Raw genomic sequence first — 19,269 nt, 5'->3', positions numbered from 1 at the left:
CATTGTCAAGCATAAGTTTATGAATTTATTCAATGAATCATTCAGTTGTTTGCTCGACACTCTCTGTTATAGAAATAGTTTCTTCAACTACTTCTTCTTGAACAGCGCTTTCATCATCCGTGTTCATAAACGCCGCTAACTCACGTTGAGTTTTTTCACTCGCTTCCTTGCGAGCCTTATGATAAGCGAACCCTGTTCCGGCTGGAATCAAACGACCTACAATAACGTTTTCTTTCAACCCGACCAGTTTATCTTCTTTTCCACTTACAGCAGCTTCCGTTAATACACGAGTTGTTTCCTGGAAAGACGCAGCGGAAATAAAGGATTCTGTGGCTAACGAAGCCTTAGTAATCCCCAGTAACACTCTTTGGTAAGAAGCTTCTACAGAGCCTTCATCAGAAACTTTTTCATTCATCTCAAGCACTCTTGCAAACTCAGCCTGTTCACCTTTGATCAAGCTTGTATCACCAGTTGAGCGAACTTCAACTTTTCTTAACATCTGACGGACTACCGTTTCAATATGTTTATCGTTAATTCTTACACCTTGTAAACGATATACATCCTGAACTTCATCAACAATATATTTAGTAAGCCTCTCAACACCCAATAGTCTCAAAATATCATGTGGATTAGGGTTACCATCAACAACAATATCCCCTTTCTCGACGCGCTCACCTTCAAACACATCAACTGAACGCCATTTTGGAATCAACGTTTCGTGTTGCTCTCCGCTGTCCTGAGTAATCACTAAACGTTGTTTACCTTTAGTTTCTTTACCAAAACCAACCACACCAGATACCTCTGCCATGATTGCTGGCTCTTTCGGCACTCTAGCTTCAAACAAGTCTGCCACTCGAGGAAGCCCCCCAGTAATATCTTTAGTTTTTGAAGATTCCTGAGGAATTCTTGCCAAAATATCACCTGCACCAACCTTATCAGACTGGTTAACGACGACCACCGAGTTTTCCGGTAGGTAATACATTGCTGGTGTTTGTGTTCCAGGGAATGGTACAACTTCACCTTTATCATCCACCAACTGGATATAAGGTCTTAACTCTTTAGTCGCTGAAGAACGCTCTTTAGAGCTTTTAACAACGTGAGTCGTCAACCCTGTCAGTTCATCTACATGTTCTTCTACAGCACCTTCAAAATTACCAAATTGAATAATCCCTTCAGCTTCAGTGATAATCGGATGTGTATGCGCATCCCATGTTGCTAGTACATTACCAGAAGTCACATCAATGCCGTCTTTAACATTCAGCATCGAACCATAAGGAATCTTATACCTTTCTTTCTCTCTCCCTAAACTATCTAGGATAGAAATTTCCCCTGAACGTGAAGTCACCACAACCTGATTTTCAGTGTTTTTAATGGTTTTTAAGTTATCAAATTTAACTTTACCTTCATGCTTCACTTCAACCTGACTTTGCGCCGTTGAAGCAGATGCCGTACCACCGATATGGAATGTACGCATGGTTAACTGTGTACCTGGCTCACCGATTGATTGTGCAGCCATAACCCCAACTGCTTCACCCAGATTCACCATATGGCCTCGTGCCAAATCACGACCATAACACTTCTGACAAATACCAAACTTCGTTTCACAGGTAATTGGAGAATGTACTTTAACGGCATCAACACCAGATTCATCGATTAGGTTTACTAAACGCTCATCAAGTAATGTACCCTTTTCTACAATAATTTCGCCATCTAGACCAGCGACATCTTCTGCAACAACACGGCCTAGAATTCGCTCTTTAAGTTCCTCTACAACTTCACCACCTTCAACATGTGGTGCCATTGTAATACTAGCTTCAGTTCCGCAGTCAGGCTCTGTAACAACTACATCTTGAGCAACATCGACTAAACGACGAGTCAAATAACCTGAGTTTGCCGTTTTCAATGCGGTATCTGCCAGACCTTTACGAGCCCCGTGTGTGGAGATAAAGTACTGAAGTACATTCAACCCTTCACGGAAGTTTGCAGTGATCGGAGTCTCAATGATAGAACCATCTGGTTTAGCCATTAAACCACGCATACCACCTAGCTGGCGCATCTGAGCAACAGAACCACGAGCACCAGAATCAGCCATCATATAAACCGAGTTAAAAGAGGTTTGCTTAACATCTTTTCCTTCAGCATCCGTAACAGTTTCAAACTGAAGCTCTTCCATCATTGATTTTGTGACTAATTCATTAGTATGAGACCAAATATCAACAACTTTATTGTAACGCTCACCTTCAGTGACTAACCCTTGCGCAAACTGTCTCTGAATTTCTGTTACCTGATCATCAGCACGCTCAATAATTGATGCTTTATCATCTGGAATAAGCATGTCATCTGAACAAAAAGATAAACCAGCAAGTGTAGACCACTTGAACCCTGCATACATAAGCTGGTCAGCAAAAATCACTGTTTCTTTAGGCCCAAGAAGACGATAACAGGCGTTCAAGGCTTTAGAGATATTCTTTTTTGTTAAATTAAGATTTAACAAATCAAAGCCAAGACCTTTAGGCAGAATTCTCAACAAAAGGGCTCGCCCTACAGTTGTATCAACAAGACCTTTCTTAACAGATTCAACACCTGCATCATCAATAATAGTTTCTTCAATCTTTAATTTAATCTTGGTATGTACATGAACCGCTTTAGCATCTAAGGCACGCTGTACTTCCATCCAGTTAGAGAATGCTTTTCCTTCCCCTTTTGCGTTTACTTTTTCACGGGTAATATAGTAAAGCCCTAATACAACATCCTGTGATGGCACGATAATAGGATCACCATTTGCAGGAGATAATAAGTTATTAGTCGACATCATCAGGGTTCTGGCTTCAAGCTGCGCTTCTAGTGAAAGAGGCACGTGGACGGCCATTTGGTCACCATCAAAGTCGGCGTTAAAGGCAGAACAAACCAATGGGTGCAAGTTAATTGCTTTCCCTTCAATCAAGACAGGCTCAAATGCTTGAATCCCAAGTCTATGAAGCGTTGGGGCACGGTTCAACAGAACTGGGTGCTCACGAATGACTTCGTCCAAAACATCCCAAACCTCTGGCAAACCTTGTTCAACCATCTTTTTAGCAGCTTTAATTGTCGTAGCCAAACCACGCTTTTGAAGCTTACTGAAAATAAAAGGCTTAAACAGCTCTAAAGCCATTTTCTTAGGCAGCCCACACTGGTGCAATCGCAACGATGGACCAACAACAATAACGGAACGACCAGAGTAATCCACACGCTTACCAAGTAAGTTCTGACGGAAACGACCTTGCTTACCTTTGATCATATCAGCTAAGGATTTTAATTGGCGTTTGTTTGTTCCTGTAACAGCTCTTCCACGACGCCCGTTATCAAGCATCGAATCAACCGACTCTTGAAGCATACGCTTTTCATTACGAACAATAATGTCTGGCGCCATCAAATCTAATAATCTTTTTAAACGATTATTACGATTGATCACTCGACGGTATAAATCATTCAAATCAGATGTGGCAAAACGACCACCATCCAAAGGCACCAACGGTCTTAACTCTGGCGGCAACACTGGAAGCACATCTAAAATCATCCATTCAGGCTTATTTCCTGATTGAACAAACGAGTCAATCAATTTTAGACGCTTAGAAATTTTCTTCTGCTTGGTTTCTGAGCTGGTTGCTTCCATTTCTTCGCGCAAGCGTGTTGCTTCTGCGTCAAGATCAATCGCTTGTAGCATTTTCTTGATGGCCTCAGCACCCATTTGAGCTTCAAATTCATCACCATATTCATCCATCGCATCTAAGTATTCTTCTTCACTTAGCAACTGCCATGGTTCAAGCGGTGTTAAACCTGGGTCAACAACCATAAAGGCTTCAAAATAAAGCACCGCTTCAATCTCTTTCAATGTCATATCTAACATTAAACCGATTCTTGAAGGTAATGACTTTAGAAACCAAATATGAGCAACAGATGTAGCTAGGTCGATATGCCCCATACGCTCACGACGTACTTTAGACTGAGTAACTTCTACACCACATTTCTCACAGATAACACCGCGATGCTTTAAGCGCTTGTATTTACCACACAAACATTCGTAATCACGGATTGGGCCAAATATCTTGGCACAGAACAATCCGTCACGCTCAGGCTTGAAGGTACGATAATTAATAGTTTCAGGCTTTTTAACCTCACCAAAGGACCACGAACGGATCTTTTCAGGAGAAGCAAGAGTAACTTTTATCGTATCGAAGTCACTTGATACATTTTGTTTTTTTAGAAATCCTAATAAATCTTTCATTATTCTTGCTCCAACTCAATATCAATACCCAAGGCACGAATTTCTTTACGTAATACACTGAATGACTCAGGAATACCTGGTTCCATGTATTCATTACCATCGACAATATTTTTATACATGCGTGTACGACCATTTAAATCATCTGATTTAACTGTCAACATTTCTTGTAATGTAAATGCTGCCCCATATGCTTCTAGAGCCCACACTTCCATCTCACCAAATCGCTGACCACCAAATTGTGCCTTACCACCTAATGGTTGCTGTGTAACTAAGCTATAAGGTCCAGTTGAACGCGCATGCATTTTGTCATCAACCAAATGGTTCAACTTCAAGTAATACATATAACCAACTGTGACTGGACGATCAAACTCTTCCCCGCTGATACCATCGTATAGCTTCATTTGACCTGATTCTGGCAAATCCGCAAGTCTTAGCAAGGCCTTAATTTCATCTTCAGATGCGCCATCAAACACAGGAGAGGCCATCGGAACTCCTTTACGAAGATTGCCAGCCAACTCGATGATTTCTGCATCAGTCAAAGAGTCAAAGTCAACTTTTTGACCTTGAGTTTCATTGTAGATTTTATGCAAGAAAGTTTTAAGTTCCTTGATATCTGCTTGTTGTTCAAGCATGGCATTAATTTTTGCACCCAATCCTTCAGCAGCAAGCCCAAGGTGAGTTTCTAGAATCTGCCCAACATTCATTCGAGAAGGAACCCCTAACGGGTTCAAACAGATATCTACAGGTCGACCCGTTTCATCATAAGGCATATCTTCAACGGGACAAATACGTGAAATAACACCTTTGTTACCATGGCGCCCAGCCATCTTATCACCCGGTTGAATGCGACGCTTAACGGCTACATAGACCTTAACCATTTTCGAAACACCTGGCTGAAGATCATCACCTTGAGTTAATTTCTTCTTCTTCTCTTCAAAAATTCCATTTAACTCTTCTTTCTTAGCAACAAGCTGCTTTTCCAGACTCTCTAAATGCGAAGCAAGAGCTTCGTCTGCTACATTCAAACCAAACCATTTACTTGACTCTTGAGAAGCTAAAAAGTCTGCTGTAATTTCAGTACCATCCACTAATTTTTGACCAATCAGCATTGGTTGGATACGATCAAGAGTATCTTCTTCAAGTATCTTGTATTGCTCATCAATGTCTTTTCTAACTTTTTGCAACTCATCTTCTTGAATTGCTAAAGCACGGGCATCTTTTTTAACACCTTCACGCGTAAAGACCTGAACATCAATAACGGTTCCTTCCACCCCTTTACTTACACGTAAAGACGTATCTTTCACATCTGATGCTTTTTCACCAAAGATTGCACGTAGAAGTTTTTCTTCTGGAGTTAATTGAGTTTCACCTTTTGGTGTCACCTTACCAACCAAAATGTCACCCTGCTTAACTTCCGCACCGACATAAACAATTCCAGACTCATCTAGTCTGGACAATGCTGCTTCACCAACGTTCGGAATATCTGAAGTGACTTCTTCAGGCCCTAACTTTGTATCACGTGCAAGACAGGTCAATTCTTCAATATGAATGGTTGTATAACGATCTTCTTGCACCACTCTTTCAGAAACTAGAATCGAATCTTCAAAGTTATAACCGTTCCACGGCATGAAGGCGATACGCATATTTTGACCAATAGCCAACTCACCTAAATCGGTTGAAGGACCATCTGCCAATACATCACCACGCGATACGACATCACCTGCTTTGACAATAGGTTTCTGATTAATACAAGTGTTTTGGTTTGAACGCTGATATTTAATCAAGTTATAAATATCAACCCCAGTTTCACCTTCAGCAATCTCTTCCTGGTTTGCACGAACTACAATACGAGCAGAGTCTGAAGAAACAATCTCCCCACCACGCAATGCAATCACAGTAACACCAGAATCAATCGCAACAGTTTTTTCAATCCCTGTTCCAACTAACGGCTTATCAGCTCGCAATGTTGGGACAGCTTGACGCTGCATGTTTGACCCCATCAAAGCACGGTTAGCATCATCATGCTCAAGGAATGGAATCAAAGAGGCTGCAACTGAAACGATTTGTTTTGGTGAAACATCCATATAATCAACATCTTGAGAGGATGCCAAAATCGTTTCATTTTTATGTCTTGCTGTTACTAGTTCATCAAGTAATTTATTGTCTGAATCCATTGCAGCACTGGCCTGTGCGATCACAAACTGTGCTTCATCGATAGCAGAAACGTATTCAACCTCTTCCGTCACTTGACCATCAATAACTTTGCGATATGGTGTTTCTAAGAAACCATATTTATTAGTTTTTGCATAAATAGCCAATGTATTGATCAAACCAATGTTTGGTCCTTCAGGTGTTTCAATTGGACAAACACGTCCATAATGCGTTGGATGCACATCACGTACTTCAAAACCTGCACGCTCACGTGTTAGACCACCTGGCCCCAAAGCAGAAACACGTCGCTTATGAGTGACTTCCGATAGAGGATTCACTTGATCCATAAATTGTGACAACTGACTCGAACCAAAAAACTCTTTAATAGCTGCCGAAACCGGTTTAGCATTAATTAAATCTTGTGGCAACAACCCATCTGTTTCAGCTTGATTTAGACGTTCTTTAACCGCTCTTTCTACACGTACCAAACCTACTCGGAAGGCATTCTCTGCCATTTCACCAACAGCACGAATTCGTCTATTACCAAGTGTATCAATATCATCAATTGTGCTTAAGCCATTACGAATATTAAGCAGTTCTTTTACAACATCGACAACATCTTGATTTTCAAGTACCAGACTGCCTTCATTGTCTTTACGCCCTAGGCGTCTGTTTAGTTTCATTCTACCAACTGAAGACAAGTCATAACGCGCTTCATCAAAGAACAAACTATTAAACAACGCTTCTGATGATTCTTTTGTTGGCGGCTCACCAGGACGCATCATGCGATAAATCTCAATTTGAGCTTCAAGTTGTGATGTAGTGGTATCTAGATTCAACGTATCTGAGATATAAGATCCATTTTCTAAATCGTCAATAAACAAAATACGGAAAGATAAATCTTTAATAGACTTCATTGTTTCAATCAAGTCACTGGCGATGACTTCGTTCGAACGAGCGACTAACTCGCCAGTCTCTTCATTCGTAATTCCTGAAGATAACACTTTTCCTAGAAGATACTCTTCCGGGATAACAACACTCTCAACTTTCGCTTCTTGCAGTTGCTTAATGTTTCGTGCTGTAATTTTCTTACCAGCTTTCACAATTACTTTATCGCCATCAGCGATATCAAATGCCGCAGTTTGTCCTTTTAACTGGCTTGGAACCAGTTGCATGACAAATGCATCCTTCTTGTAAGAAATATGCGTGTGTTCAAAAAAGGTATCTAGAATCTCTTCAGAGCTATACCCCATAGCTCTAAAAATAATCGAAACTGGAAGTTTACGACGACGGTCAATACGAACAAACACACAGTCATTATGATCAAATTCAAAATCCAACCAAGAACCGCGATATGGAATAATACGAGCATTAAATAAAACTTTCCCAGACGAATGTGACTTTCCTTTATCACTGTCAAAAATCACACCAGGGGAACGATGAAGTTGAGTAACAATAACGCGCTCTGTTCCGTTAATAACAAATGTTCCATTCTCTGTCATTAAAGGAACATCACCTAGATAAACCTCTTGCTCTTTAACATCCTTAACCGGGCGCTTTCCTGCTGGCGCATCTTTATCAAATAAGACCAAACGCATTTTGACACGCAAAGGGGATGAATAAGTTACACCACGTTGCTTACATTCCTTAACATCAAACTCTGGTTGACCCATCGTATAGCTGACGTACTCAAGATCTGCTGTTCCAGCAACACCATGAATCGGAAAAACAGATGAAAATGCAGAGTGCAATCCTATTGGATCACGCTCAAGTGGTTTTTTATCCTTTTGTAAAAACTCTTTGAAAGATTCTTTCTGGAGAGAAAGAAGATAAGGAACTTCAAGAATTGAAGATCGTGTCGCAAAATCTTTACGAATACGTTTCTTTTCAGTTAAAGAATAGGTCATCATTACCCCAACATTCGACTAAATAAAAGAAAGAAAAATTTCTTTCCAGAAAATGCATAAAACTGTAATAACAGAACCAAATATCTCAATACTATTGATTACACTTTTACACACTACTATAAACAACAAAAGGCCGACGCAAAAAACGCCAGCCATAATCATGCTACAAGAGCAGAAGAAGAAGTTTTACTTAACTTCGACTTCAATACCTGCTTCTTTAAGCTCATTTGCAAGAGTTTCTGCTTCTTCTTTAGAAACACCCTCTTTAAGCGTAAATGGTGCACTTTCAACTGCACTTTTCGCTTCTTTAAGCCCAAGACCAGTTGCGCCACGAACGGCTTTGATTGCTGCAACTTTGTTATCACCAGCACCAGTCAAGATAACGTCAAACTCAGTTTGCTCTTCACCAGCAGCGCCAGCATCACCAGCAGGACCTGCAACTGCAACTGCAGCCGCAGAAACACCAAATTTCTCTTCCATTGCTTCAACAAGTTCAACAACTTCCATTACTGACATGTTAGCAACTGCTTCTAAAATATCGTCTTTTGTAATTGCCATTTTAATTTTCCTTAAATTAAATATTTTTAATACGTAAGCTTAAGCTGCTTCAGCTTCTTTTTGATCTTTAACTGCAACAAGACCACGTGCCACCTTAGCGACAGGCTCTTTCATTACATAAAGTAGCTTACTTAATGCTTCATCGTAGGTCGGTAGAGCCGCAATTGCCGCTAGCTGACTAGCATCCATCACACCTTCACCAATCGAAAGCGACTTAACTACTAAAGCTTCATTTGCTTTTGAAAAGTCTTTAAAAACGCGAGCTGCGTTTCCTAACTCTTCTCCAGAAAATGCAAAGATTAATGGACCAGAAAATGTTTCTGCCATATCTTCAAACTTAGTTCCAGCAACAGCTCGACGAACCAGTGTGTTTTTAACAACACGAACTGATACATTTGCTTCACGTGCTTTAGAACGTAGTTCTGTTAATTGCTCTACAGTCAACCCACGATATTCAGCCGCGACCATTGAACCCGCTTCTGCAATAATTGCAGAGACTTCTTCAACAACGGCTTTTTTATCCTCGATATTGAGTGCCATATAACCTCCAAAACAGCTTGACTAAAGCCAAGCTCCTCCATCTACGTAGGTTTGAATCTATTAAGAATGTAACTTCAACATTCACCTACGGTCTGCGATGGGCGCTCTCTCAATCTAAGTATTACTTAACTTAAGGAGTCCCAATTCGCATTCTCATCTATTAAATGAGAAATTTCTTACAATGATGATTGATCAACAACAATACCAGGGCCCATTGTGCTAGAAATAGATACTTTTTTCATATAAGTACCTTTTGCAGCAGCAGGTTTAGCCTTGTTCAAATCTTCAATCAATGCGTTTAAATTTTCTTTTAATTTTTCAGGCGCAAAATCAACCTTACCGATTGACGCATGAACAATCCCTGCTTTATCAGCACGGAATCGAACTTGACCTGATTTTGCGTTCTTAATTGCATTTACCACGTCAGGCGTAACTGTTCCAGTTTTAGGATTCGGCATCAATCCACGAGGACCCAACACTTGACCTAACATACCGACAACTCTCATCGCATCTGGAGACGCAATCACAACGTCAAAATCCATCATGCCACCTTTCACTTCCGCTGCGAGGTCATCCATCCCAACAAACTCAGCACCCGCTTCTTTTGCCGCCGCTGCATTTGCATCGCCAGTAAATACCGCAACACGCACGTCTTTACCAGTCCCATTCGGCATAACCGTTGCACCACGTACAACTTGGTCAGATTTACGAGGATCAATCCCTAATTTAATAGCAACATCTACAGATTCAGAAAACTTAGCTGTCGCCAGTTCTGAAACCAAAGAAAAACCTTCAAGAACGTCGTAAGACTTTAGAGAATCAACTTTCTCAGCAAACATCTTTTGTTTTTTTGTTAACTTAGCCATTCCCATTACCCCTCTACATTCAAGCCCATGCTACGAGCTGAACCAGCAATAATTTTTACTGCCGCATCTAAATCGTTAGCATTCAGGTCTGCCATTTTTGTGTTTGCAATTTCTTCTAACTGCGCACGTGTTACTGTTCCAACCTTATCCATATTTGGAACACCAGAACCTTTTTGGATACCAGCTGCCTTTTTCAACAAAACTGATGCAGGAGGCGTCTTTGTAATAAACGTAAAACTACGGTCATTAAAAACAGTAATAACAACAGGAACGGGAAGATTTTTCTCTAAAGATTGAGTCTGTGCATTAAATGCTTTACAGAACTCCATAATATTCACACCATGCTGACCCAAAGCAGGACCAACTGGTGGACTAGGGTTTGCATTCCCAGCAGGAACTTGCAACTTAATATAGGCTTCAATTTTCTTAGCCATTTCTTTCTCCTTGTGGGTATAACGTCTTTCGACTTCCCAGGGTTACTAAAAACTTACAACGTAAGCAATAATTTAATTTTTCTCTACTTGAGTAAACTCAAGCTCAACAGGTGTTGAGCGACCAAAAATCAGTACAGACACCTGCAACTTGTTCTTATCGTAGTCAACACCTTCAACAACTGCTTCAAAGTCATTAAAGGGACCATCAATAACTCGGACCATTTCTCCTGGTTCATAAATAACTTTTGGCTTAGGCTTATCAACACCCTCTTCAACTTTCTGAAGAATACGATCCACTTCTTTTTGACTAATGGGCGCAGGTCGATCAGATGTACCACCGATAAACCCCATTACCTGAGGGACACTTTTAACCAAATGCCAAGTATCTTCATTCATTTCCATCTGAACCAGAACATATCCAGGAAAAAACTTTCTTTCCGAAGTTCTCTTTTTCCCTTCACGAATCTCAACAACTTCTTCTGAAGGAACTAATATTTGTCCAAAGCTATCTTCTAAACCTGCGCGTTCAATATATTCAGATAAACCTTTTTTGACTTTATTTTCATACCCTGAATACGCATGAACAACATACCATCTCTGAGCCATAACTATCCACCTTGTCCTGTTAACACCTGAACAGCCCATAAAAAGAACATATCCACTAGCCACAAGAAAATACTCATCACAATCACAACCGCAAACACTATCAACGTCATTTGAACCGTTTCTTGTCTTGTCGGCCAAATAACTTGCTTCACTTCTTTTTGCGCGTGCGAAAGATAACTGAACCAAGACCGTCCTTTATCAGATTGATAAAAAACCAATCCGGACACGGCAATACCACCAATCAACCCCAACACTCTAACAACGGCATGAGCATCTGAATAATAGTAGTAACCTACCAAACTCATTAAAAGTAATATAACTGAGACAACAACCTTCAATGTCTCCAGCGATTTAGCTGCCGATGGATTTTCTGCTTTTTGACTCATAATATAATAAACATCTGAAATAAAAACGACCCGTCATTCAAACAGGCCGTTATAAAATATGGCAGGGGTAGAGGGATTCGAACCCCCAACACCCGGATTTGGAATCCGGTGCTCTACCAATTGGAGCTATACCCCTGTAACTAAACTTTTCAGTTTCAGTATTCGAAAAAAAAGGGGATTATACAACCCCCTTTTTCTTTTAGCAAGTGCTAATTATTAATCAATAATTTTAGCAACAACACCCGCACCAACTGTACGTCCACCTTCACGAATCGCGAAACGTAAACCTTCGTTCATCGCGATCGGGTTGATTAACTCTACAGTCATTTGCACGTTATCACCAGGCATAACCATTTCTGTTCCTGCTGGTAGTTCACATGCACCTGTTACATCTGTTGTACGGAAGTAGAACTGTGGACGATATCCTTGGAAGAATGGTGTATGACGACCACCTTCATCTTTTGATAGTACATACACTTCTGCTTCGAACTTAGTATGTGGTGTTACTGTACCCTTATGAGCAAGTACTTGACCACGTTCGATATCTTCACGCTTAGTACCACGCAATAGGATACCTACGTTATCCCCTGCTTCACCTTGGTCAAGCAGCTTACGGAACATTTCAACACCTGTTACAGTTGTAGTTGTTGTTGGACGGATACCGACGATTTCGATTTCTTCACCAACTTTTACAACACCTGTTTCAACACGACCTGTTGCAACCGTTCCACGACCTTGGATTGAGAAGATATCTTCTACAGGCATTAGGAATGGTTTATCTGTTTGACGTGTTGGTTCTGGGATGTATGTATCCAATGCATCTACCAAACGACCGATTGATGGCTCACCAATTTCTGATTGATCACCTTCGATAGCTTTAAGAGCTGACCCCATGATTACCGGTGTATCATCACCTGGGAAATCATAAGTATCTAGAAGTTCACGAACTTCCATTTCTACTAGCTCTAGCAATTCTTCATCATCAACCATGTCAGCTTTGTTTAGGTAAACAACGATGTATGGCACACCTACCTGACGAGATAGAAGAATGTGCTCACGCGTTTGTGGCATTGGGCCATCTGCTGCTGAACATACTAGGATTGCACCGTCCATCTGTGCCGCACCTGTGATCATGTTTTTTACATAGTCGGCGTGACCTGGGCAGTCTACGTGAGCATAGTGACGTGTTTCTGACTCATACTCAACGTGTGCTGTTGAGATAGTAATACCACGCTCACGCTCTTCCGGTGCGTTATCGATGTTAGCGTAGTCTTTTGCTTCGCCACCGAATTTTTTACCTTGTACAATTGTTAGAGCCGCTGTAAGAGTTGTTTTACCATGGTCAACGTGACCAATCGTACCAACGTTTACGTGCGGCTTACTACGTTCAAACTTTTCTTTTGCCATGATGCAAACTCCGTTAAAACAGCGACAGACTTTTTACAAAGCCACGCCCGCCTAGTGAAAAAATCAAATTCTGGAGCTCTCAACCAGGATCGAACTGGTGACCTCATCCTTACCATGGATGCGCTCTACCTACTGAGCTATGAGAGCAAATATTAAAAAGGCCCTCACCATCAACCTACATAAAACAATGCAGACCAACAAAGAGAGCCTTATAAATTGGAGCGGGTAGGGGGAATCGAACCCCCCTCATCGGCTTGGAAGGCCGAGGTAATAGCCAATATACGATACCCGCATAATGTAAACACAATTTAAAATGGTGGAGGGTAGTAGATTCGAACTACTGAAGGCATAGCCAGCAGATTTACAGTCTGCCCCCTTTGGCCGCTCGGGAAACCCTCCCAATCAAATTGATGGAGCGTATTTTAAAGCAAAACGCGTTAGTGTCAAGAGAAAAACCAGAATTTTTCTATTTTATTAAATTCAGTTCATTCACCTGCTTACTAGAAGCTTACTTTAAAGGGTTTCGAGCAATCAAAGCGCCATATATCCACCCTATTCTGGCTAGGACAACACCTTCACTTTGTTGAACTAAAGAGTATATTAAATCGATAAGTAATTAAGATTCAAGACCTTATCGAATAATTTTATCTTTAAAAGCTGTAAAGCATGCTGTCGAATCTGAAACTTGTATCACTAGATTACGAGGATTAATGAACGTTTATTCTGCAAAATCCAAGCGCTCCTGCACAGACTCAATTCCCTTGGCAGCGCACACTTCATCCTTTTCACCACCGGGCGCACCACTGACACCAACAGCCCCAATCCTAACGCCGGCCGCTTTAATAGGAACACCACCTTCCATAACAATCAAACCATCAATATGATTCAACTCCGGACGTATATCCGCCCTTAACTGACGGAACACACCTGATTTAATACCTGACATGACCACCATATTCGCTTTTTCTTGAGCAATTTGTAATGTAAACCTGGGTGCAAGATCATCTCTCATAGCTGAGCGCAGCACGCCATTGCGATCAACCACTACAGCACTGACCTGATACCCTTGTTTTCGGCAAGCCAATATACTGGACATCGCAATGTCATTTGCAATACCTAACCCAATAGTCTTAGTGGTAACCACGTCGTTTGCAAAAGCATGCCCCATAATGACAAATAAGAACATCCCAATGACTTTGCTTATTTTCACTTCAACCCCCTTTTTAGTAAAACAACCAAAATCTTATCTTTTTTGTATTTCAGCATAAGGTTTTGTTTAGAATGTGCAATCACTTTGAAATCAGCGGTATGCCATATGCAAACAGACTGCCAACTCGACCAATTTAAAATACTGTATCAAGATGACTACCTCGTCGCAGTCCATAAGCCTGCCGGGTTACTCGTGCACCGCTCACCAATAGATAAGCATGAAACACAGTTTGCAGTACAAATGACTAGAGATCAGATCAAACAAAAGGTCTACCCTCTGCATCGATTAGACAAAGCAACATCAGGCTTATTATTGTTTGCTCTTGATTCTAACACCGCACGATTAATGGGACAGCAATTTGAAGAACATACCATTCAAAAACAGTATCTAGCGATATGTAGAGGGTGGATGAATGAAACCGGTGAAATTACTCATGCGTTAAAACATAAATTAGACAAGCTGGGCGATCGTCATACACAAACCAACAAACCTCCCCAGGAAGCCCTCACAAATTATGAGCGCCTGGCGACGACTGAAGTCATGTATAAAATGGGAAGATTTGATTCCCAACGTTATTCTTTAGTTAAGTTAATGCCAAAAACAGGGCGAAAACACCAACTACGTCGACATTTAAATCACATCAGCCATCCTATTATTGGAGATGTCAAATATGGAGATCGCCACCACAATCATTTTTTCAATACGTGGTTAGGACAACACCGACTTTATCTAGCGGCGACCAGTTTAACGTTCAATCATCCAAAAACCAATCAGCAGATGACTCTGAACGCGCCTCTTGAATCAAGCTATCAAAAAGCAATACAACATCTGAACTGGCAGGAAGAAACGGTCAATTACACAACTTCATAATGACCGTTTTATTTTGATTTAGTCGAATTGGCTGAACCCATGCCATCCATCTAATGAAGGGAAGCTTGAAAACGTAGCATGACCCCCATATCATCGGAACCATACAGCTTGGTTTTCGCTTCTTTAACACCCAATGACATTTGCCATTGTTCCCCTTTAGAAATCAATAAATTGCTATCGACCAGGTTAAACCCCATAACAATATTTGATTTATCATTTCCAAAGCGCAAAAAATCAACAACCGTTACGCTTTTCCGAGCCTGACAACAATAAGGCTGCTCTATCTCAACGGAATAAGCAGAGCTATTTAGCGTACGAAGGTTAACCTTCGCTTCTACTTCAAACATGTTTTTTAAAGACCCACTTACCGCATGAAATGTCTGCAGTAATTGAACACCAAGATTATCTTTTGTATCAGCCAATGCATCGGGCGCCCCCATTGTCATTAAGCTAATACAAGCGACCGTCAGTCGAGCCTGACGGTTTATTTTTTTACAAACAACATCTTCATCTCCTTGAGAGAACTCAAGCGAAACGTGTGTTGAAGAGTGGTAGAAAGTACTGGTTTGCAACCTGGCGATCTCAAACATTGAGACCCATGGCTTTCCGTCCCTGCTTCACAACAAGTTTGGCAATTAAAAACTTTCATTAGAAAGAAAAGGAATACCTGTTGTAATCCACGGCCGGAAAAATGGGAACAAATCAATCATACAAATGCCAAGAAACGCATTTTCTAATCAATTTGGCAACCTGGCGATCTCAAACCTTGAGACCCATGGCTTTCCGTCCTTGCTTCACAACAAGTTTGGCAAAATTTTCTGTCTAATACCGGTAACAACAATTAAACATTGTTTTCGTTACTTGCAAACTATTCTACTTCTTTTTAAAGTAACATCAACTACTTAGGTATTTTATTTTTTTATAGCAGTCATTAAGAAACCTTTAAGAAACCATTGAGACCTCTACAGTAATGCTTCTGCGCTGATTATGTCAGCCTCTTTTTTGAAACTTAATTTTTAGGATAATGAAACTCTGGTATGTTTTCGTTATCATACGCTAACGATAAATGACTGAAATATAAATATGACTCACTGGCAATCACTTTTACAATTTGATCAAGAACACATTTGGCACCCTTATGCAAAAATGCCGGCTGATACTCCCGCCATCGGCGTTGCCAAAACCCAAGGTTCCATCATTACCTTATCTGACGGCAAAGAATTGGTAGACGGCATGAGCTCATGGTGGGCCGCTCTTCATGGCTACAACCATCCTGCCATTCAAAAAGCGATGATTGACCAAATCGAAACCATGCCGCATATTATGTTTGGAGGCTTGACCCATGAACCTGCCATTGAATTGGCAAAACGTCTCATCAAACTGACGCCCCCGCCATTACAAAAAGTATTTTTCACGGACTCCGGTTCCGTCGCGATGGAAGTGGCTATTAAAATGGCTATACAATATTGGATTAGCTTAGAACAACCTCAAAAAAATAAACTCTTAGCACTCAAAAATGGCTACCACGGGGATACGTTTGCCACCATGTCAATCTGCGACCCGGATAATGGCATGCACCGTTTATTTAACAGCACATTGCCCCAGCACTTTTTTGCGCCCGCTCCGCAAAAAGGGTTCGATATTGACTCGGACAATCAAGACATTGCCGAATTTAAAACATTACTTGAAAAACATCACACTGAAATAGCCGCGGTGACCTTGGAACCTATTGTGCAAGGTGCTGGAGGGATGCGTTTCTATCGCCCAGACTATCTACGCCAAGTTCGTGAACTGTGCGATGAATTTAACGTATTACTCATTGCAGATGAAATCGCTACCGGGTTTGGGCGAACCGGAAAACTATTTGCCTGCGACTGGGCCAACATCAGCCCCGACATTATGGCACTAGGCAAAACATTGACTGGTGGGAATATCACGCTGGCGGCCACTCTGGCCACAGAAAAAATCAGCGACACCATTAGCCAAGGCCAACCAGGCCTGCTCATGCATGGTCCAACCTTTATGGCCAACCCGCTTGCTTGTCGAGCTGCATCCTCCAATATTGATGTATTATTAGCCTCCCCATGGCAAGAAAATATTCAACGGATTGAATCGCATTTCCTCAATACGTTTCACTCTTTAAAATCGCTACCTGGTGTTGCCGATACGCGAGTGTTAGGAGCAATAGGCGTCATTGAACTGGAGCGCAATGATTTAGGTGAAACCATTCAACATCTGGCTGTTCAAAACGGCGTCTGGATTCGTCCTTTTGGCAAACTTATTTATACCATGCCAGCCTACAACATTCCCGCAGACCAACTCAAGCAATTAACTGAAGGACTAAAAACCGCCATCACTCAAGCGCTGCAGCGCTAACGAAGATCGCCTATCCAAATCTTTAAATGAATGAGTGCTTTCTTTTTGAATGACTTCAATTAAAATTGAAGTCTTCGCATCTTATGCTTCTTAATATAGGTCTAGCATGGACAATAGTTTCAGTGAATTTCTCGATTTATTAAAATCATTAATCAGACAACCCAGTGTCGTCGGTGCAGAACATTCTTTTTTTAGAGTACTGCAACGCGAGCTGGAAGAGCGTGGTGCCAAGGTCACTTGGTATGAAGGCTTACTGGTAGCGCAAGGAAATGCGCCGGAAAGCTGTCACTTTTCAAGCCATATCGATCGTCACGGACTCATGTGTACAGGACCAAATGAATTCCAGTTTGCCGCTTTCATTGCCGGAAAAATGACCGACCTACTCGGTAATGATGTCAGTAATGAACTGAAAATGACCTTAATGAACCGTTTTGAAAGCACACCTGTTTTAGCCTACGAACCCTGGTCAGGTGCTTACCGGGGGTCAGGGACGATTAACAATGCTTATATTTGTGAATTTCGTAATAACTTAATTTTTGAGGTTGAAGGCTTAGAACATTTGGTTGCTGGAACGCCTGTCGGTTTCCAAGACAAACTCAAAGTAGATGATGGGTTGCTGTCTGGTCAGCTCGACAATGTTTTGACCGCCGCCATGCTGGTGCATTTATTCAGTTTGGGATATCAGGGAACGGCCTTTTTTACCGCAGAAGAAGAGTCGGGTGGAAGTTGGCGTTATTTACTGGAATGGTATCGCCGATTTGGAGACCCGACCAATAACTTATATGTGTTAGATACCAGTCCTTACCGTAATCGAGAAGAAGCGGACAAACAATTGGTGGTGCTCAGAAACAAAGATGAACATGCCGAATTTCATCTAGAAACCACTCAGGATTTGGCACGACTTTGTTTTGATCTCGACATTCCCTTTAGTTTTAAGGATCAATATATAGAACACCTCAACCAACAGACATTAGGCTCAGATCAAGCTCGAATGAGTATTGGACGCACAGAGCTGGGTAGAATCACCGCCAATGCAAATGGACTGGTGCACGGCACCACACTCCAAATTCCGACTACCGGTTATCACACCATGAATGAAACCGCTTCCATTGAAGCTTGTGAAGCCTTCTTAAACGTTCTTATGCATCTTGCAACCCTGAAACCTTAAACAAAAAAACGACCAGGCCTGGTCGTTTTTTTGTTTAAGACGGAGAGTCACACCCAATCAGAAGATCATTCAACCGATCAATGGAATGACTTAAAAAGCGTTATGGCGCAACAATCTCGAAATCATGAGACATTTCGACAGAGTGCTCCAACATTTTGGACACCGAACAATATTTTTCAGCCGATAAGTTGACCGCTCTTTCCACTTTTTTAAGATTTAAATCTTGTCCAGTAATTTTAAAATGCACATGAATTTTCGTAAACACTTTGGGAATGCTGTCGGAGCGCTCAGCGGTGATTTCAACCTGACAATCGTCAACCGCCTGCTTACTCTTTTGCAACATCATGATCACATCAATGCTGGTACAGCCACCCAATCCAAGCAACACCATTTCCATGGGGCGCGCGCCTTTGTTTTCACCACCGACTTCAGGCGCCGCATCCATCAATACGGAGTGCCCACTTTCTGTTGTGCCTTCAAAGGCCATTCCACCTTGCCATTTAATGATTGTTGCCATCTTGTTATC

General features: G+C 41.4%; 15 protein-coding genes, 4 tRNA genes and 2 riboswitches. Of the genes, 3 read left to right on the top strand and 16 right to left on the bottom strand.

What is annotated here, in order from left to right; all coding sequences use genetic code 11:
* Positions 1 to 37 precede the first annotated feature (37 nt).
* The 14 genes from rpoC to GHNINEIG_RS01425 all read right to left on the bottom strand — a co-directional run bounded on the left by rpoC (position 38) and on the right by GHNINEIG_RS01425 (position 14,329).
* Positions 38 to 4,264 (bottom strand): DNA-directed RNA polymerase subunit beta', encoded by a 4,227-nt coding sequence (gene rpoC, locus GHNINEIG_RS01490; protein ID WP_135795014.1) that lies wholly within the window; start codon positions 4,262 to 4,264, stop codon positions 38 to 40.
* Positions 4,264 to 8,322: a DNA-directed RNA polymerase subunit beta gene (gene rpoB, locus GHNINEIG_RS01485; protein WP_135796802.1), complete on the bottom strand. Its 4,059-nt coding sequence runs from the start codon at positions 8,320 to 8,322 to the stop codon at positions 4,264 to 4,266. Before rpoB ends, rpoC begins: the two co-directional genes overlap by 1 nt.
* 186 nt (positions 8,323 to 8,508) lie before the next feature.
* A complete protein-coding gene (rplL, locus tag GHNINEIG_RS01480; protein ID WP_135795013.1) occupies positions 8,509 to 8,880 on the bottom strand; it encodes a 50S ribosomal protein L7/L12 in 372 nt (123 codons plus the stop codon).
* Positions 8,881 to 8,919: 39 nt separating this feature from the next.
* Positions 8,920 to 9,420, bottom strand: coding sequence for a 50S ribosomal protein L10 (gene rplJ, locus GHNINEIG_RS01475; protein ID WP_135795012.1), 501 nt, complete (start codon positions 9,418 to 9,420; stop codon positions 8,920 to 8,922).
* 176 nt (positions 9,421 to 9,596) lie between these two features.
* Positions 9,597 to 10,286 (bottom strand): 50S ribosomal protein L1, encoded by a 690-nt coding sequence (gene rplA, locus GHNINEIG_RS01470; RefSeq protein ID WP_135795011.1) that lies wholly within the window; start codon positions 10,284 to 10,286, stop codon positions 9,597 to 9,599.
* Between the two features lie 5 nt (positions 10,287 to 10,291).
* Positions 10,292 to 10,720, bottom strand: coding sequence for a 50S ribosomal protein L11 (rplK, locus tag GHNINEIG_RS01465; RefSeq protein ID WP_135795010.1), 429 nt, complete (start codon positions 10,718 to 10,720; stop codon positions 10,292 to 10,294).
* 72 nt (positions 10,721 to 10,792) lie between these two features.
* Positions 10,793 to 11,326 (bottom strand): transcription termination/antitermination protein NusG, encoded by a 534-nt coding sequence (gene nusG / locus GHNINEIG_RS01460; protein WP_135795009.1) that lies wholly within the window; start codon positions 11,324 to 11,326, stop codon positions 10,793 to 10,795.
* A 2-nt stretch (positions 11,327 to 11,328) separates the two neighbouring features.
* Complete coding sequence (secE, locus tag GHNINEIG_RS01455) at positions 11,329 to 11,712, bottom strand: preprotein translocase subunit SecE (RefSeq protein ID WP_135795008.1); 384 nt, start codon at positions 11,710 to 11,712, stop codon at positions 11,329 to 11,331.
* A gap of 59 nt (positions 11,713 to 11,771) precedes the next feature.
* A tRNA-Trp gene (locus GHNINEIG_RS01450) sits at positions 11,772 to 11,848 on the bottom strand.
* Between the two features lie 80 nt (positions 11,849 to 11,928).
* A complete protein-coding gene (gene tuf, locus GHNINEIG_RS01445; RefSeq protein WP_135795007.1) occupies positions 11,929 to 13,119 on the bottom strand; it encodes an elongation factor Tu in 1,191 nt (396 codons plus the stop codon).
* A gap of 71 nt (positions 13,120 to 13,190) precedes the next feature.
* Positions 13,191 to 13,266 (bottom strand) — tRNA-Thr (locus GHNINEIG_RS01440).
* Between the two features lie 70 nt (positions 13,267 to 13,336).
* Positions 13,337 to 13,411: transfer RNA gene (locus GHNINEIG_RS01435), tRNA-Gly, on the bottom strand.
* A 22-nt stretch (positions 13,412 to 13,433) separates the two neighbouring features.
* Positions 13,434 to 13,518 (bottom strand) — tRNA-Tyr (locus GHNINEIG_RS01430).
* Positions 13,519 to 13,837: 319 nt separating this feature from the next.
* A complete protein-coding gene (locus tag GHNINEIG_RS01425; protein WP_223260911.1) occupies positions 13,838 to 14,329 on the bottom strand; it encodes a GlcG/HbpS family heme-binding protein in 492 nt (163 codons plus the stop codon).
* 105 nt (positions 14,330 to 14,434) lie between these two features.
* Here GHNINEIG_RS01425 and truC point away from each other — a divergent pair, with 105 nt between their 5' ends.
* Complete coding sequence (gene truC, locus GHNINEIG_RS01420) at positions 14,435 to 15,199, top strand: tRNA pseudouridine(65) synthase TruC (protein ID WP_135795006.1); 765 nt, start codon at positions 14,435 to 14,437, stop codon at positions 15,197 to 15,199.
* A gap of 50 nt (positions 15,200 to 15,249) precedes the next feature.
* On the opposite strand, the gene GHNINEIG_RS01415 is transcribed toward truC, so the two are convergent.
* Positions 15,250 to 15,789 carry a hypothetical protein gene (locus GHNINEIG_RS01415; protein WP_148669332.1) on the bottom strand — a complete coding sequence of 180 codons (540 nt, stop codon included), beginning with the start codon at positions 15,787 to 15,789 and terminating at the stop codon, positions 15,250 to 15,252.
* Positions 15,764 to 15,842, bottom strand: a riboswitch (cyclic di-GMP riboswitch). (Overlaps the previous gene by 26 nt.)
* A 98-nt stretch (positions 15,843 to 15,940) precedes the next feature.
* Positions 15,941 to 16,019, bottom strand: a riboswitch (cyclic di-GMP riboswitch).
* 263 nt (positions 16,020 to 16,282) lie between these two features.
* On the opposite strand from GHNINEIG_RS01415, the gene GHNINEIG_RS01410 reads away from it, so the two are divergent.
* Together GHNINEIG_RS01410 and GHNINEIG_RS01405 are read left to right on the top strand one after the other, a co-directional pair.
* Positions 16,283 to 17,575, top strand: coding sequence for an adenosylmethionine--8-amino-7-oxononanoate transaminase (locus tag GHNINEIG_RS01410; RefSeq protein ID WP_135795004.1), 1,293 nt, complete (start codon positions 16,283 to 16,285; stop codon positions 17,573 to 17,575).
* A gap of 106 nt (positions 17,576 to 17,681) precedes the next feature.
* Positions 17,682 to 18,743 (top strand): peptidase M42, encoded by a 1,062-nt coding sequence (locus GHNINEIG_RS01405; RefSeq protein ID WP_135795003.1) that lies wholly within the window; start codon positions 17,682 to 17,684, stop codon positions 18,741 to 18,743.
* 100 nt (positions 18,744 to 18,843) lie between these two features.
* On the opposite strand, the gene GHNINEIG_RS01400 is transcribed toward GHNINEIG_RS01405, so the two are convergent.
* On the bottom strand, positions 18,844 to 19,260 hold the full coding sequence (locus tag GHNINEIG_RS01400) for an OsmC family protein (RefSeq protein ID WP_011369697.1): 417 nt from the start codon (positions 19,258 to 19,260) through the stop codon (positions 18,844 to 18,846).
* Positions 19,261 to 19,269: the final 9 nt, after the last annotated feature.

Origin of the sequence: Hydrogenovibrio crunogenus, from assembly GCF_004786015.1 — a bacterium.
GTDB lineage: Bacteria > Pseudomonadota > Gammaproteobacteria > Thiomicrospirales > Thiomicrospiraceae > Hydrogenovibrio > Hydrogenovibrio crunogenus.
The sequence above is the reverse complement of the archived record's forward strand: the minus strand, read 5'-3'. Positions and strand labels throughout refer to the sequence as shown.